Source organism: Roseibium album (assembly GCF_001404515.1).
GTDB classification, from domain to species: domain Bacteria; phylum Pseudomonadota; class Alphaproteobacteria; order Rhizobiales; family Stappiaceae; genus Roseibium; species Roseibium album.
Map to the genome: position 1 here is coordinate 568,998 of NZ_CXWE01000001.1, position 14,624 is coordinate 583,621.

Genomic DNA, 14,624 nt, shown 5'->3' on the forward strand with positions numbered 1-14,624 from the left:
CAAATTCATGAAAACCAAATTCAGAACACTCCTTGCCAGCACGGCAATGCTTCTTGCCGGTGCGACCCTGTCGCACGCCGCTGACTGGAAATACGCCTTTGAGGAATCCCTGACGGACGTGCAGGGAGTTTACGCCACGAAGTTCAAGGAAGCCGTCGAAGCGAATTCCGATCATACGATAACGTTGTTTCCCTATGGCTCGCTGGGCGAGTCCGCCGACATCATGGAGCAGACGCAGGCCGGCCTGCTTCAGTTCGTTAACCAGTCTCCCGGTTTCACCGGAGCCCTGATCCCCGAGGCACAGGTGTTCTTTGTTCCCTACCTGCTTCCGACCGATCAGGATCATCTCGGCCGTTTCTTCAAGAATTCCAAGGCGATCAACGAGGATTTCGTCGGTCTTTATGCAAACCAGGGACTGGAACTCCTGTCCATGTATCCGGAAGGCGAGGTGGCGATGACCACCAAGTCGCCCGTGAAGAGCTGTGCGGATCTTGATGAAGTCAAATTTCGCGTGATGACCAATCCGCTGCTGGTGGAATCCTACAAGGCCTTTGGTGCCACGCCGACACCGTTGCCGTGGGGCGAGGTCTATGGCGGCTTGCAGACCAACATCATCCAGGGGCAGGAGAACCCGACGTTCTTCCTCTTTTCCACCAAGATCTACGAAGTGACAGACCATATCACCTATGCGGGCCACAACAACTTCACCACCGCGCTGATGGCCAACAAGCAGTTCTATGATGGTTTGAGTGCCGAAGAACAGAAGGTCGTCCAGGACGCCGCCGCATCCGCCTTCGACTACATTGTCGGATATCAGAAAAGCCTGGCGGACAGCGAACTTGACAAGATCAAGGAAGCAAAACCCGCAATGACCATCACTGTCCTGTCGGACGAAGAGCGGGCCTGCTTCAAGAATGCGGCCGCCGAAGTGGAGGCGAAGTTCATCGAAATGACCGGAGAGGGCGGCAAGGCCATCCTCGACCAGATGAAAGCGGATCTGGACGCAACGCGCGACTGACCGGGTCCTGAACGACCCGGTGCTCTGGTGCGGGAGGCAGCAGTTTGCAAGCCTCCCGCAAGTCACGAACCGGCTGGAGAGAACGGTGAAAAGCGACGATCCCAACAGCACTGATCAACATCAGATGAACGGCTTTCTCGGGGTGCTCGATACGGCAGTCAGCCGTGTTGAATCCTTCATGCTGGCATTCGGCGTTCTTTTGATGGCAGCCAACACGGTCATCAATGTCGTTGGTCGGTTCGTGTTTCAGCACAGCTTGTTTTTTTCAGAAGAACTGAACCGGATTCTGATCATCCTGATCACGTTTGCAGGCATCAGTTACGCCGCGCGACAGGGTCGCCACATCCGGATGTCGGCTATTTTCGACATGATGCCTGCGCGCATCCGCAAGGTCATGATGATCCTGATCGCCTGCGTCACCTCACTGGCCATGTTCGCGCTCTGCATTTTCGCGATCCGATACATCACCAGCGTTGCGGCCTCGGGCCGGGTTCTTCCCGCATTGGCCATTCCGGTCTTCTGGATTTTTCTATGGGTGCCGGTCGGGTTTTTCATGACCGGCGTCCAGTACGCGCTGACCGCGGTCAAGAACATTTTCGACAAGGATATCTACCTCTCGACCCAGGTGCTTGAGGGTTACGAAGACGACGAGTTCGAAGTCTAGAGGCTGACGAGGTAGGACCGATGGCGCTCACAATATTTCTCATCATGGTCGTGCTGCTGCTGCTCGGCTTTCCCATGATGATACCGCTGCTTGCCGCGACGTTTACCGGCTTCATGATGCTGTTCGGTGATATCGGCAAGACGGACTTCATGGTTCAGCAGATCATGGCGGGCATTCGTCCGGCGTCGCTGATCGCAGTTCCAATGTTCATCCTTGCGGCAGACATCATGACGCGTGGACAGTCAGCCGGCAGATTGATCGACATGGTCATGAAGTTTGTCGGCCATGTCAAAGGTGGTCTTGCCGTCAGCACGGCAACGGCCTGTACCCTGTTCGGAGCTGTTTCCGGATCGACCCAGGCGACTGTCGTTGCCGTTGGTTCGCCACTGCGCCCGCGCATGCTCAAGGCCGGATACAAGGACTCGTTTGTCCTGGCACTCATCATCAATGCCTCGGACATCGCCTTTCTGATCCCGCCGTCCATCGGCATGATCATCTATGGCGTGATCTCCAGCACGTCGATTGCAGAATTGTTCATTGCCGGTATCGGGCCGGGTCTTCTGTTGCTCGTGCTGTTTTCCGCCTACAGCATGATTTACGCGACGGTAAAAGGTGTTCCGACCGAGCCGAAGGCCAGTTGGGGAGAGCGGTTGGCCGCGGTCAGGAGAGCGGTCTGGCCACTCGGATTTCCGCTGATCATCGTCGGTGGAATTTACGGTGGCGTTTTCAGCCCGACGGAAGCTGCGGCCGTATGCGTACTCTATGCCGTATTCCTCGAATTCGTGGTGTTCAGGTCCCTGAAATGGCCGGAAATGTACACCATCGCGAAATCCACCGGACTGATCACGGCCGTCGTCTTCATTCTTGTGGGGGCTGGCGCCTCTTTTTCCTGGGTGATTTCGTTCGCGCAGGTGCCACAGCAGATCCTGGCGAGTATCGGGATTACGGAGATGGGACCGCATGGCGTCCTGGCTGTCATTTCGATTGCATTCTTCATTGGCTGCATGTTCGTCGACCCGATCGTGGTGATCCTGATTCTGGTGCCGATCTTTGCGCCGGTCGTGAAGTCGGTGGGACTTGATCCGGTTCTGGTGGGCACGATCATCACGCTGCAGGTTGCCATCGGTTCCGCAACACCTCCCTTCGGATGTGACATCTTCACGGCGATTGCCATATTCAAGCGGCCTTACATTGATGTCATTCGCGGTATTTTCCCGTTCACGGTCATTCTGCTCTGCGTCTCCGCCGCGCTGATCTTCTTTCCTCAGATTGCGCTGTTCCTGCGTGACCTGGCTTTCCGATGATGGGGGCAATCATGTTCAAAAACATCCTGGTTGCGGTCGATGGGTCGCAGGGTGCCCAAAAGGCTCTTGGTGTCGCGGTCGGGCTTCAGTCTAGCTGCGGTGCGGACCTGCTGGTCCTGACGGTCTACAGGCACCACTCCCTGCTTGAAGCATCAATGTCGATGGTGCGACCTGATGATCCCTCGCCACCGGATGAGTCCATGCGTGACCATGCCAGGGAGATCGCGGAACAGGCGAAGGAGTTTGCGAGCCGGGCAGGGGCTGAAACGGTGCGGGCCTTCGTAAAAATCGGCCAACCGGCCCGGACAATCGTGAAATTCGCCGAAGAACACGATGTTGATGTCATCGTTGTCGGCAGTCGTGGTCTTGGCGATGTCGAGGGATTTTTGCTCGGTAGCGTGTCGCACAAGATCACCAGCCTGGCGGATTGCCCGGTTCTGGTCGTGTAGAAGTCTCAATCAGGCGCCGCTTCAAACGGCACCCTCACAGGAAATCAAAATGGCAATAGTTGTGCCTTCAATATCGTCTGAGGAAGTCCGTTTCGACATTCCGGAAACAGCAAGGTTCGGTCTGGTCGCACTCGCGACGGACCTGACCAGCGAAAGGGATCTTTATCAGCAGATGCAGGGCAGGGATGTCGCTATCCATGTGTCCCGGCTCGCGTTCGAAAACCCGACAACACCCGACAACCTGCAGCTGATGGCGCCTCGCCTTGTCAAGGCAGCCGGACTATTGGCACCTGTCTCGCCTCTGAAGGCGGTTTGCTACAGCTGCACGGCAGCCACCGTTGTTATCGGCGATCATGAAGTGCGCAGCTCAATCCAGAAAGAACTGCCGGGAATTCCCGTCGTGACACCCACCGCGGCGGCGATCAGAGCTTTCGAGGCACTCGACGTCCGCCGAATTGCCGTTCTGACACCTTACACGATTGCCACGAGCCAGCCGATGGCGGATTTCTTCACCAGTCAGGGACTGGATGTTGTCAATTTCGATTGCCTTGGTGTCGAGGACGATCGTGACATGGCCCGTATCAGCCGTCAGACAATCATCAATGCGGCGGTTGCCGCTGATCGGAAGGATGCCCAGGCCCTGTTCATTTCGTGTACGGCCTTGCCCGTGCTTGACAGCATCGTAGAAATCGAGGACCGCATCGGGAAACCTGTGGTGACATCAAACCAGGCCGCTGGTTGGCTCTTGACCCGATTGGGCGGTCTTTCCGATCATCGCCCTGCCGAATTCGGAAAACTCTATTCGTTTGATCTTGCAAGTGAGAAGGTCCGAGACATCGCATGAATCCCAACTCTTTCCAGTTTGCTCCGGAAACCTTCACGCAAGCACGAACGCGGATCGCGGACAGGATCCTGCGCACCCCGATGGTTCATTCCTCGAGCCTGAGCGAGCGAGCCGGCGTGCCGGTTCACCTGAAGCTTGAACAATTGCAGAAAACGGGAAGCTTCAAGTTGCGCGGCGCTACCAATGCCGTGCTGGCGCTGGATGAAACGGCGCAGGCAAACGGCGTCGTTGGCGTTTCAACCGGCAATCACGGACGCGGGCTCGCCTATGCCGCAAGGCAGGCAGGCGTCAAGTGCATCATCTGCATGTCCCGCCTCGTGCCGCAAAACAAGATCGACGGCATCAGGGCCCAAGGTGCCGAAGTGCGAATTGTCGGGTCTTCACAGGACGAGGCCCAGGTTGAAGTCGACAGACTGGTTGATGAAGAGGGAATGACCCTTCTTCCACCATTTGACCACAAGGATATCATTGCCGGTCAGGGAACATTGGGTCTTGAATTTCTGGAGGACGTTCCGGACGTGGAGACTGTTCTCGTGCCACTTTCCGGTGGCGGGCTCATTTCCGGTGTCGCCGAAGCGGTCAAGGCGCGAAAACCGGATGTGAAGATCATCGGTGTTTCCATGGAACGCGGGGCCGCCATGGCCGCTTCTCAGGCTGCCGGCCATCCGGTTCAGGTTCCCGAATTGCCGACACTGGCGGATTCTCTCGGCGGTGGCATCGGCCTGGAGAACCGGTATACGTTCAATGTTGTGCGGGACCTTGTCGATAATATCGTTCTTTTGAACGAAGTGGAAATTGCGGCCGGCATACGTCACGCATACTGGCAGGAGCGGCAGGTTGTTGAAGGTTCGGGAGCTGTTTGCCTGGCTGCCCTTGTCGCCGACAAGGCGAAGCTTGCAGGCCCTTCAGTGGCATTGTTGTCCGGATGCAATATCGACATGAACATGCATCAGCGCATCATTTCCGGTGAGGATGTCGATGTTGCCGGTGAAGGGGAGATCTGAATTGCCCGCTATCAAATTGCTCACGGAAGCAGAGCTCCGCAAGATCGTCCATCTCGATCTTGCTGCCGTTGACTGTGTGGAACGCGCCTTTGCATCACTGGCTCAGGGCGGTGTCGTCATGCCACCGATCCTGTCCATGGCGATACCGGACTATAACGGTGAAGTTGACGTCAAGACCGCTTATGTGCCGGGCGTCGAAAGTTTTGCCATCAAGATGTCTCCCGGTTTTTTCGACAACCCGAAATTCGGCCTTCCCAGCACATCGGGTTTGATGATCCTCTTTTCCGCACGAACCGGCATGGTCGAGGCTCTGCTCCTGGACAATGGCTATCTGACGGATATCAGAACCGCTGCAGCCGGAGCTGTCGCGGCAAAACATCTTGCACCGGAAAATGCCAGAACGGCCTGCATTCTGGGGGCCGGGATGCAGGCGAAGCTGCAGCTGCAGGCATTGTGCCTTGTCCGACCGATAGAAAAAGTTTCCTATTGGGCGCGAGACATTGCAAAAGCCGAGGCGACCGCGAGGGAAATGGCACAGCTCCTTGGAATTGAAGCTAATCCGACAGCCAGGCTGGAGGAGGCCGTTGCGGAGGCTGACGTTATCGTTACGACAACACCGAGTGCAGAACCGTTGATCAAGGGGCGTTGGCTGCGTGCGGGGCAGCACGTGACGGCCATGGGATCAGACCAGCACCACAAGAACGAGCTTGAACCCGCCTGTCTTGATCTTGCAGATCTATATGTTCCCGACCGGCAATCGCAGACCGAACTCCTTGGCGAGCTCCATCATGCGATTTCAACCGGGTTTGTTTCGGGTGAAACCAGGTTCGATGAACTCGGTGACATCGTTGCAGGCAAGGCTGTCGGCCGAAAACGGCCCGAGGATCTTACGATTTGCGATCTGACCGGAACCGGCGTCCAGGACACGGCGATTGCGACGTTTGCGCGTCAGCAGGCCGAGACTGCCGGCGCCGGAACACATTTTGATACCTGACCCTCATTGGAAGAGCTACATGATCGAGCCGTCCCTTCATTTCACAAGGCAAGAATACCTGGACCGGATAGACCGGACGCGAACGGCCATGCAGCAGGCCGGTGTCGATGTCATCATCGTTTCCGACCCCTCCAACATGGCCTGGTTGACAGGCTATGACGGCTGGTCGTTTTACGTCCACCAGGCAGTACTGCTGGGCCTCGACGGAGATCCCGTCTGGTTCGGCCGCGGGCAGGACGCGCAAGGAGCCTTCAGGACCTGCTTCATGCACCCGGACAATGTCATCGGTTATCCGGACCACTACGTTCAGTCGACCGAGCGCCATCCGATGGACTATCTGGCCGCGCGGATTGAGGAGCGGGGCTGGGCATCGTCGAACATCGGCGTTGAAATGGATAATTACTGGTTCACAGCAGCATCCTATGCGTCGCTGCAAAAACACCTTGCCGATGCAAACTTTCGGGATGTGACGGCGCTGGTGAACTGGCAACGGGCAGTGAAATCCGAACAGGAACTCACCTATATGCGTACGGCCGGAAAACTGGTCGAAAAGATCCATGCGCGCATTTTGGAAAAGGCAGAGCCCGGTCTTCGCAAATGCGATCTCGTCGCCGACATTTATGATGCGGGCCTGCGCTATGATGCCGGTCTCGAGGCCGGCGGCGACTATCCGGCAATCGTTCCGCTTCTGCCGTCGGGAAGTGATGCGGCAGCTCCACATCTCACCTGGGACGACAAGCCGATGAAATCCGGTGAAGGCACGTTTTTCGAGGTCGCCGGAGCCTATCACCGCTATCAGTGCCCGCTTTCCAGGACGTTGTTTCTCGGCAAGCCGACACAGACCTTTCTTGATGCGGAAAAAGCCGTGCTTGAAGGCATGGAAGCCGGGCTTGAGGCCGCCAGGGCCGGCAATCTTTGCGAAGACATCGCACACTCGTTTTTTGCCGTTCTGAAGAAGTACGGCATCACCAAGGACAACCGCACGGGCTATCCGATCGGTATCTCCTATCCACCCGACTGGGGCGAGCGCACCATGTCGCTGCGGAGCGGCGACCGCACTGTCTTGCGGGAAAACATGACATTCCACTTCATGACCGGTCTGTGGATGGATGACTGGGGTTTCGAGATCACCGAAAGCATTGTCATCCGTGACGGCGCGCCGGAGTGCCTTTCCAATGTTCCCCGCAAGCTTTTTGTGAAGGCCTGACGATGTCTGCCAATCCGATCACACCGAACATCCCGTTTGACGAGGATGGTGTCCATCACGGGTTTTTGCGTTTGCCTTACAGCCGGGACGATTCTGCCTGGGGATCGGTCATGATCCCGATTGCCGTTGTTCAAAACGGCGAGGGGCCGACGGCCTTGCTGACAGGTGGCAACCACGGCGATGAGTATGAGGGGCCGGTCGCGCTTCAAGATCTTGCCCTGACGCTCTCACCCGGTGAAATCAGTGGACGCGTCATTATCGTACCCGCGTTCAATTACCCGGCCTTTTGCGCCGGATCGCGGACATCTCCGATCGACAAGGGGAACATGAACAGGTCCTTTCCGGGGCGACCCGACGGAACGGTCACCGAGAAGATCGCGCATTACTTTGACACTGTCCTGATCCCGATGGCGGATATCGTTCTTGATTTCCATTCCGGTGGAAAGACGCTGGACTTCGTGCCGTTTGCATCCGCGCATGTGCTGGATGACCAGAACCAGCAGGATGCCTGTGTCGCCGCCGTCCGCGCCTTCAACGCTCCCTACACGGCAATCATGCTCGAAATAGACAATGTCGGCATGTATGACACGGCCGTTGAGCAGCAGGGAAAAGTGTTCGTCACGACGGAACTCGGTGGTGGAGGAACCGCGACGGCTCGTTCGATTGCGATCGCCAGGAAAGGCGTACGCAATGTCCTGAGGCATGCGGGCATCATGGCTGGTGACATTACGCTTGAGCCGACGGTTTCGCTCGATATGCCCGACGGAGACTGTTTTGTCTTCAGCGAAGGCGAAGGCATGATCGAACCGGTGATCGACCTGGGTGAGAAAGTCTCCAAAGGAGATGTTGTCGCAAGGGTATGGGCAACCGGCAAAACGGGTGTTGCACCGGTCGAATACCGCGCCAAACGCTCCGGCATCCTGATGGCACGGCATTTCCCGGGTCTGATCAAGTCTGGAGACTGCCTGTCTGTCGTTGCGACCGTGGTTTGAAGACATGTGAACGAAGAAAACAACTCTGACAGCCGGTCGGACTGCTCCGGATGAATTCGGCGGAGATTCGATCGCGTTTTTACAGCACGCCCGACAGCATGTCTGGCTTTCCAAAGGCCGGTTCCCGGGTGGCTGCCAAGTCAGATCTCCCTAACCACGCATCCAAGATTGGCTGACTATTGTCTGGAACCACAAGGAAAGCGTTCACGAGTGAGGCGTTTTCTGGTTTTGCGCTGCGAGTTGCATTCGTAATGCAAGTGTTTCGGCAAGTATCCGGAAACCCTTGACGGCAAATCAGGACCGTTAGTGTGTGCATCGTCAATTGTTCCGACCTGTCGAACGGCTTCACCACGGAGGTTGACGTGGCGGGATTGGTTAATTTTTCCTTTGCAAATACATACCAGTTTGCTGTTTAATTCACTGGAGTTTGGTTTGAAAATCGTTCTTGCGGCTGTCCAAAACGGGGGGGCGTGACAACGACCGTTATATAGTTTTTATTTTTGACCGACCTGAAATAGCAAGTATTTTCAACTATTTCTCTTGGTTGGTTTGAGCAACAGACGGCTGATTATGGAAGCTGAAAATTCCGGTCGCGAATTGGCCGCAGGAGATCGTTTTTATTCCCATAACAAGCTGCGAACCGGTGTCGTGGGTGATCTTCTGGGGGAAGGAGGGCAGGGGTCCGTTTACAAATCCGAGTTTGGCGGCGGCACCTATGCGCTCAAGTGGTATCACCCGTATTATGTCGAGATCGACGGAACCTTGATGGAACGATTGCGCCGGGCAATTGCGCGTGGCGCACCCGATGACCGGTTTCTTTGGCCACTGGAACTGGTAGAGCATCCCGCGCGAACGGACAGTTTCGGCTATGTCATGGGGCTGCGTCCAGACGAGTTCAGATCGATCCGGGAACTTCTCGCTCCGCCCCCCAACCGCATCGAACTGAGCCTGGAAAAACGACTGTTCGTGTGTCAGCAGATCGCAGACAGCTTCCTGAGCCTGCATGCAAAGGGGTTTTGCTATCAGGACATAAATTTCGGCAATTTCTTTGTTCACCCGACATCCGGCCGGGTGCTGATTTGCGACAATGACAATGTCAATGTCGACGGCAGCGAGGCAAGCGTCTACGGCACCCGCAAATTCATGGCACCGGAAATAGTAAGGCGGGAGACGACACCGAACGGGCGCACGGACCTTTATTCCATGGCCGTGCTTTTCTTCTACATTCTCATCGGCTGGCATCCGCTTGACGGAAAAAAGGAAGCCGAGGCCAATCTGCTGACCGAGCAGCTTGAACATGAGCTGTACGGCACGGCACCGCTATTCCTGTTCGACGAAAACGACACTTCAAACGGGCCGGTTTCTCCGATGCATGACATGCTCGTGTGCCGCTGGCGGTCACTGCCGGAGAAATTGCGCAGCCTGTTTCTGCGCGCTTTCGGCATTGGTCTGAATAATCCGAACAAACGCGTCATTGAAAAGGAATGGCTGAAGACGATGGACGGCTTTCAGCGTGCAACCTTCGCCTGTTCGGACTGTCGCTACGAGCACATTTACGATCACGTGCAAGGCCGCTCGGCCGGGGAGTGTGTTTATTGCAGCACTGCGCTGGCGCCTCCTCCGATGCTGCTCATCGGCACCAAGTATATTGCATTGGGCGAGGGAGCGGTGGTTACCCTGGCAGACTTTGGCCACGCAAACGCCCCTCGCTGGGAAAGCATGGCCATTGTTGTGGAACATCCGCAAAAACCAGGCGTATTCGGACTTAAGAACACGACCCAGGAGCCATGGCGCGTGCGTCCGCCGGGCGGGCAGGAAACCATGGTGTCGCCCGGAAAAACCGTGCTCCTGGCTGACGGGCTCAGGATCGAGGCAGGAGCCAACCAGGCGACCGTTGTTGCTCCCGATGCGATTTCGAGTTTGAAAGCCGGCAGCGGCAACGAGGCGCGATGTGACTGAAGGCTGGATGATTGGCGCAAGTTCGGTCATTGGCCCTGCGCATATACGACGAGGCCTGCCGAACCAGGATGCTGCGGCGGTGCGCCCGAGTGGCGACAAGCCGACACCGGTAATTTTTGGCGCTTTGTCGGACGGGCATGGAGCTTCTCCGCATTTTCGCTCTGACCGGGGGTCGAGAATTGCAGTTGAGTCCGCTATCGAACTGCTGCAATGGACCGCGGAATCCTCGGAGGACATTGACATAGACAGTCTTGCGCAAACGGTCGTTGAAAGCTGGCGAAAACGCGTCGATGACGATGTGGCGCAGGATCCCTACGAGCAAGGTGTTGCGGAGCACTATTCGCCCTATGGCGCAACGATGCTTGGTCTCATGGCCGACGATCGGCAGGTTTGCCTGATGCAACTCGGGGACGGTGACATATTGCTGGGGTTCCCTGATGGACGGATCGAACGCCCCATCGCTCCTGACACCGGCTTGTGGGGTGAACAGACCTATTCGCTTTGTCTGCCCAATGCCGAGAACCACCTGCACGGCTGGGTCGCGCACCGGGACTGGGACGACGAGTTGCCGGATTTCATTCTTGCCGGCAGCGATGGCGTATCGAAAAGCCTTGTTTCTGAAGACGCATTTCATGACGTCGCTGCGCAGTACCGAGAACGCTGCCGTTCGGGCGCCGAGGTGTTTTCCCAAACAATGTCCGCTCTCCCGCAATGGCTGGAGAACCTTGCAGCCAACGGGTCAGGCGATGATGCCAGTATGATCCTGGCCGTTAAACTGAAGCCGAATGGAACCATGCGATGAGTAATTCGGAACCACCAAAACAATCGCCTACGCCCCGTGACTACAAGGAACCGACGGTCAGCGAACTGGTGCCATTTCGGTCAAAGAAGATAAATCTTCTGAAAAGCCCGTTGCTTTGGGTTATTGGCGGAACCGGTATCATCATCGTTTTGATGTATTCGTCCTTTTCCTCATTTTTGAAATCGCCGACGATAAACGAATTCATGTTCTTCGGCCTGATCCTGATTGGCTGGATCATCCTGTCGATACTGATAACGATTTACCTCTATTCACGTACAGACCGGCCGGTCTGGCATTTCCTCATCCCCGCGGCATTCGTCTATGCTTGTCTGACGACACCGCTGGGCCAGCCATATTTCATTGTTTTCAGAGGGTTTCTTGACCCCAACTGGATGGGGAACCCGTCCTTCGCGCTGCACTTTGTCTATATGTTCTTTGCCGCCGGGCTGATGGAAGAACTGATGAAGGTTACGACGGTTATTGTCGGTGCGATCCTGGCGGTGAACTACACCCAAATTAGAAATTCAAACCCGAAGCTCTTCGAGATACTTGTCATAAGAGGGCCGCTGGACGGGCTGTTGATGGGCACTGTCGGCGGCGCAATGTTCATATTTGTCGAGACCGGCTTTCAGTATTTTCCGCAGCAATTTGCCAAGCAGGCAACCGCGGAAACATTGCTGAGCGGGCTCATGCTTTTGCTCCCCCGCACGATTTCCGGAATGGTTGGCCACATGGGATGGGCCGGAATTACCGGATATTTCATCGGTCTCTGGGTAATCCGTCCGGGCAGCTGGAAATTCGTGGTCTACGCCTGGATTGTCGTCTCGGCCCTTCATGCAGCCTGGAACAGTCAGAGCCATATGGCCCTGCTGGCGCCGCTTTCCGTTGCCGCAACGGCCGTTCTTTACGTTTCCTGTCTGTTGAAAGCTCGACAGATCGAGTCACGATTTGGCACGACTCGTGAAGACTATGGTTCGATCGTCGTGCAGCCGGGTGATCGCCCGTCTCCGGCACAGCCCGCTGCGGCGCCGCCCGGGCCTGCACATAGCCCGGTAGGAGAAACCCCGGTTCAGCCGCGTAAGGCACCCGGCGAAGGGGTCTTCCTGGTGGTCGGCAATACAAGGCTGCCGGTCGTTGCGGGACAGGATGTCGATTTCAGTCCCCTGGCAGCAATGGGCACGGAGGGGCTGGCGGCGACAGTCAGTGTTCACCCGACCCGCGCCGACGTTATCGGATTGAAAAACACGGGGACCCGTCATTGGAAAGCAACGCTGCGTGATGGCAAACACACCGAGCTGGAGCCCGGCCGGAATGTGCGTCTTGCCAAGGGGGTCACCATCGAATTCGGTCCTGATCTGGTTGCGAGTGTGGAGGAACCTGACCAATGACGGACTCCGGCACACCTCCGATGCCCACAATGCCCACCGCCGTCGTGAGCCGGCGGCAGTTGCAGCTTGTTCTGCTGCTCGATTGCTCGGGATCAATGGCGGGTGAAAAAATTGCCTCGCTCAACTATGCAATCCGCTCCGCGCTTTCGGAGTTGCGGGCGGCTGCGGAAGAAAACCCCGAAATCGATGTCAGGCTGAGCGCGCTCAAATTCTCAACCGGGGCCGAGTGGCACATCGATACGCCGACGCCAATCGATGACCTGCAGTGGGTGGACCTTGCCGCAGGCGGGGAGACGGCGATGGGGCAGGCGCTTGACATGACCGTTGATTTTTTCAACAGCGGCAAGTTTTCCGGCCGCCAGCTTCCCCCGATCGTTCTGCTTGTCACGGATGGGTACGCGACCGACGATTTCGACGCTTCCTTTGCAAGTTTCATGCAACACGAGGCCGCAAAATGCGCGATGCGGATCGCCATTGCGATTGGCGACTCGGCCGATGAAGACGCGCTTCGAACCTTCGTCGACACCGAAAAGACAGGCATTGCTCCCTTGTGCGCAAGAAGTGCGCCCGACCTTGTGAAACATATCAAGTGGGCAACAACAGCACCTGTCAAGGCGACGTCCTCGCCAACGAACGCACCCTCAAGTGTTGAGGGCCTTGCACAGGATACAAACCGTCTGCTTGCAGATGACAGTGAAATTGTATGGTAACCCAACCAAGGTTTCAGGTGACATGGCTGACAACCAATATGATGACGTAGCCTCGCTCCTCAAGGAAGCTCAACGGCGATATGGCGAAGACACCTTCAGCAATACAAAGCGCTTGAAGGGGCTTCTGGCTGACCATTTGTTCGACAAGATCAACGAGATCAATATCGTTATTTCAGCGATTGATGACGGGATACCGGCTGAATTGATGCGCGCCGATCCGCAGGATCGCTCCATCGTGATTACCCGCATGTCTGAACGTCTTGAACAAAGCCGCGGTGTACGCAGTGACATCGCGCGCAGCGCGGTCATGGCGATCGCCTTCAGCATGGAAATGTCTGAACTGCCGTCTTCCCAGGTTCGCACTATCAGCAAGAATACCGCGTCGGGCTCGGACACGGTTCCCCCGATGCCTGAGGTTCCACCCAGCCCCGCGGGAGCGTCAGATGACGATTGGCTGGGTATCTCCGAAGCCGCGACCACACCTGCTGATCAGCAGGCACAGACCGCCAATACAGGATCGCGTCCGGATGCTCCGCCCACAGCAAAAAGCGGCGACGATTTCTTCTCGAAACTCATGAAGCCACCACAGCTCTACGCGGTCATCGGCGTCGTGGTGGTTGGACTGTTCTTTGCGTTTTCAGGCGGTGGATTTCAGCAAGGTGGCGGAGGCCAGCAAGGCGGCGGCGGTCAACAAGGCGGCGGTGGTCAACAAGGCGGTGGCGGTCAACAAGGCGGTGGCGGTCAGCAAGGCGGCGGCGGTCAGCAAGGCGGCGGCGGCCAGCAAGGCGGTGGCGGTCAGCAAGGCGGCGGTGGCCAGCAAGGCGGTGGCGGCCAGCAAGGCGGTGGCGGTCAGCAAGGCGGCGGTGGCCAGCAAGGCGGCGGTGGCCAGCAAGGCGGCGGTGGCCAGCAACAGCAGTCTTTCTATTTTTCCGACGACAACGGCCTGGTGTGGCAAATGTCGGCTTCAGAAAGCAATTCCAACAACGGGCAAGTGGTCCTCTACGCGCAGTCTCAAAACGGCATGATGATGATGCAGGCGCAAATGAACACCCAGGCCGGGGGATTCGACTATCTGATTTTTTCGAATGGACAGCAGATCGCAAAGGGCAGGGCGACGGTGCGTGATCAGACACATTTCAACTACGTGACGCAGGATACCTCTGGAAACAGCTATTCAGGTCTCTTGCACGTCAATCACATGCCAAACTGAAACACCTACCGGGCGTTTGGACCAGCATGTCAGGCTGTGAAAACTGATTTGAAGCAGCCGGCATGATCAGTGCTGTTAA

Annotated in this window: 14 protein-coding genes; all 14 read left to right on the top strand. The window is 56.8% G+C overall.

The window, feature by feature from the left end; translation table 11 throughout:
- Positions 1-7 precede the first annotated feature (7 nt).
- A complete protein-coding gene (locus LA5095_RS02585; RefSeq protein ID WP_055112688.1) occupies positions 8-1,018 on the top strand; it encodes a TRAP transporter substrate-binding protein in 1,011 nt (336 codons plus the stop codon).
- An 85-nt stretch (positions 1,019-1,103) separates the two neighbouring features.
- Entirely contained in the window at positions 1,104-1,682 is a 579-nt protein-coding gene (locus LA5095_RS02590) for a TRAP transporter small permease (protein ID WP_235808840.1), read from the top strand.
- A 20-nt stretch (positions 1,683-1,702) separates the two neighbouring features.
- Positions 1,703-2,986: a TRAP transporter large permease gene (locus tag LA5095_RS02595; protein WP_055111658.1), complete on the top strand. Its 1,284-nt coding sequence runs from the start codon at positions 1,703-1,705 to the stop codon at positions 2,984-2,986.
- An 11-nt stretch (positions 2,987-2,997) separates the two neighbouring features.
- Entirely contained in the window at positions 2,998-3,435 is a 438-nt protein-coding gene (locus LA5095_RS02600) for a universal stress protein (protein WP_055112691.1), read from the top strand.
- Between the two features lie 49 nt (positions 3,436-3,484).
- Entirely contained in the window at positions 3,485-4,279 is a 795-nt protein-coding gene (locus LA5095_RS02605; RefSeq protein WP_055111661.1) for an aspartate racemase/maleate isomerase family protein, read from the top strand.
- A complete protein-coding gene (eutB, locus tag LA5095_RS02610; RefSeq protein ID WP_055111663.1) occupies positions 4,276-5,283 on the top strand; it encodes a hydroxyectoine utilization dehydratase EutB in 1,008 nt (335 codons plus the stop codon). Before LA5095_RS02605 ends, eutB begins: the two co-directional genes overlap by 4 nt.
- Before the next feature lies 1 nt (position 5,284).
- On the top strand, positions 5,285-6,277 hold the full coding sequence (gene eutC / locus LA5095_RS02615; RefSeq protein ID WP_082442793.1) for an ectoine utilization protein EutC: 993 nt from the start codon (positions 5,285-5,287) through the stop codon (positions 6,275-6,277).
- A gap of 19 nt (positions 6,278-6,296) precedes the next feature.
- Positions 6,297-7,484 carry an ectoine hydrolase DoeA gene (gene doeA / locus LA5095_RS02620; RefSeq protein WP_055111668.1) on the top strand — a complete coding sequence of 396 codons (1,188 nt, stop codon included), beginning with the start codon at positions 6,297-6,299 and terminating at the stop codon, positions 7,482-7,484.
- Between the two features lie 2 nt (positions 7,485-7,486).
- On the top strand, positions 7,487-8,476 hold the full coding sequence (gene doeB / locus LA5095_RS02625; protein WP_055111671.1) for a N(2)-acetyl-L-2,4-diaminobutanoate deacetylase DoeB: 990 nt from the start codon (positions 7,487-7,489) through the stop codon (positions 8,474-8,476).
- Between the two features lie 570 nt (positions 8,477-9,046).
- Positions 9,047-10,435, top strand: coding sequence for a serine/threonine protein kinase (locus LA5095_RS02630; protein WP_055111673.1), 1,389 nt, complete (start codon positions 9,047-9,049; stop codon positions 10,433-10,435).
- The gene (locus LA5095_RS02635; RefSeq protein ID WP_055111675.1) at positions 10,428-11,237 is read left to right on the top strand and encodes a PP2C family serine/threonine-protein phosphatase; all 810 of its coding nucleotides are present in this window, start codon (positions 10,428-10,430) and stop codon (positions 11,235-11,237) included. The genes LA5095_RS02630 and LA5095_RS02635 overlap by 8 nt, the downstream gene beginning before the upstream one ends.
- Positions 11,234-12,625: a PrsW family intramembrane metalloprotease gene (locus LA5095_RS02640; protein ID WP_082442737.1), complete on the top strand. Its 1,392-nt coding sequence runs from the start codon at positions 11,234-11,236 to the stop codon at positions 12,623-12,625. Before LA5095_RS02635 ends, LA5095_RS02640 begins: the two co-directional genes overlap by 4 nt.
- A complete protein-coding gene (locus LA5095_RS02645; protein WP_055111679.1) occupies positions 12,622-13,335 on the top strand; it encodes a vWA domain-containing protein in 714 nt (237 codons plus the stop codon). The genes LA5095_RS02640 and LA5095_RS02645 overlap by 4 nt, the downstream gene beginning before the upstream one ends.
- Before the next feature lie 22 nt (positions 13,336-13,357).
- Positions 13,358-14,545 (top strand): hypothetical protein, encoded by a 1,188-nt coding sequence (locus LA5095_RS32615; protein WP_055111681.1) that lies wholly within the window; start codon positions 13,358-13,360, stop codon positions 14,543-14,545.
- Positions 14,546-14,624 lie beyond the last annotated feature (79 nt).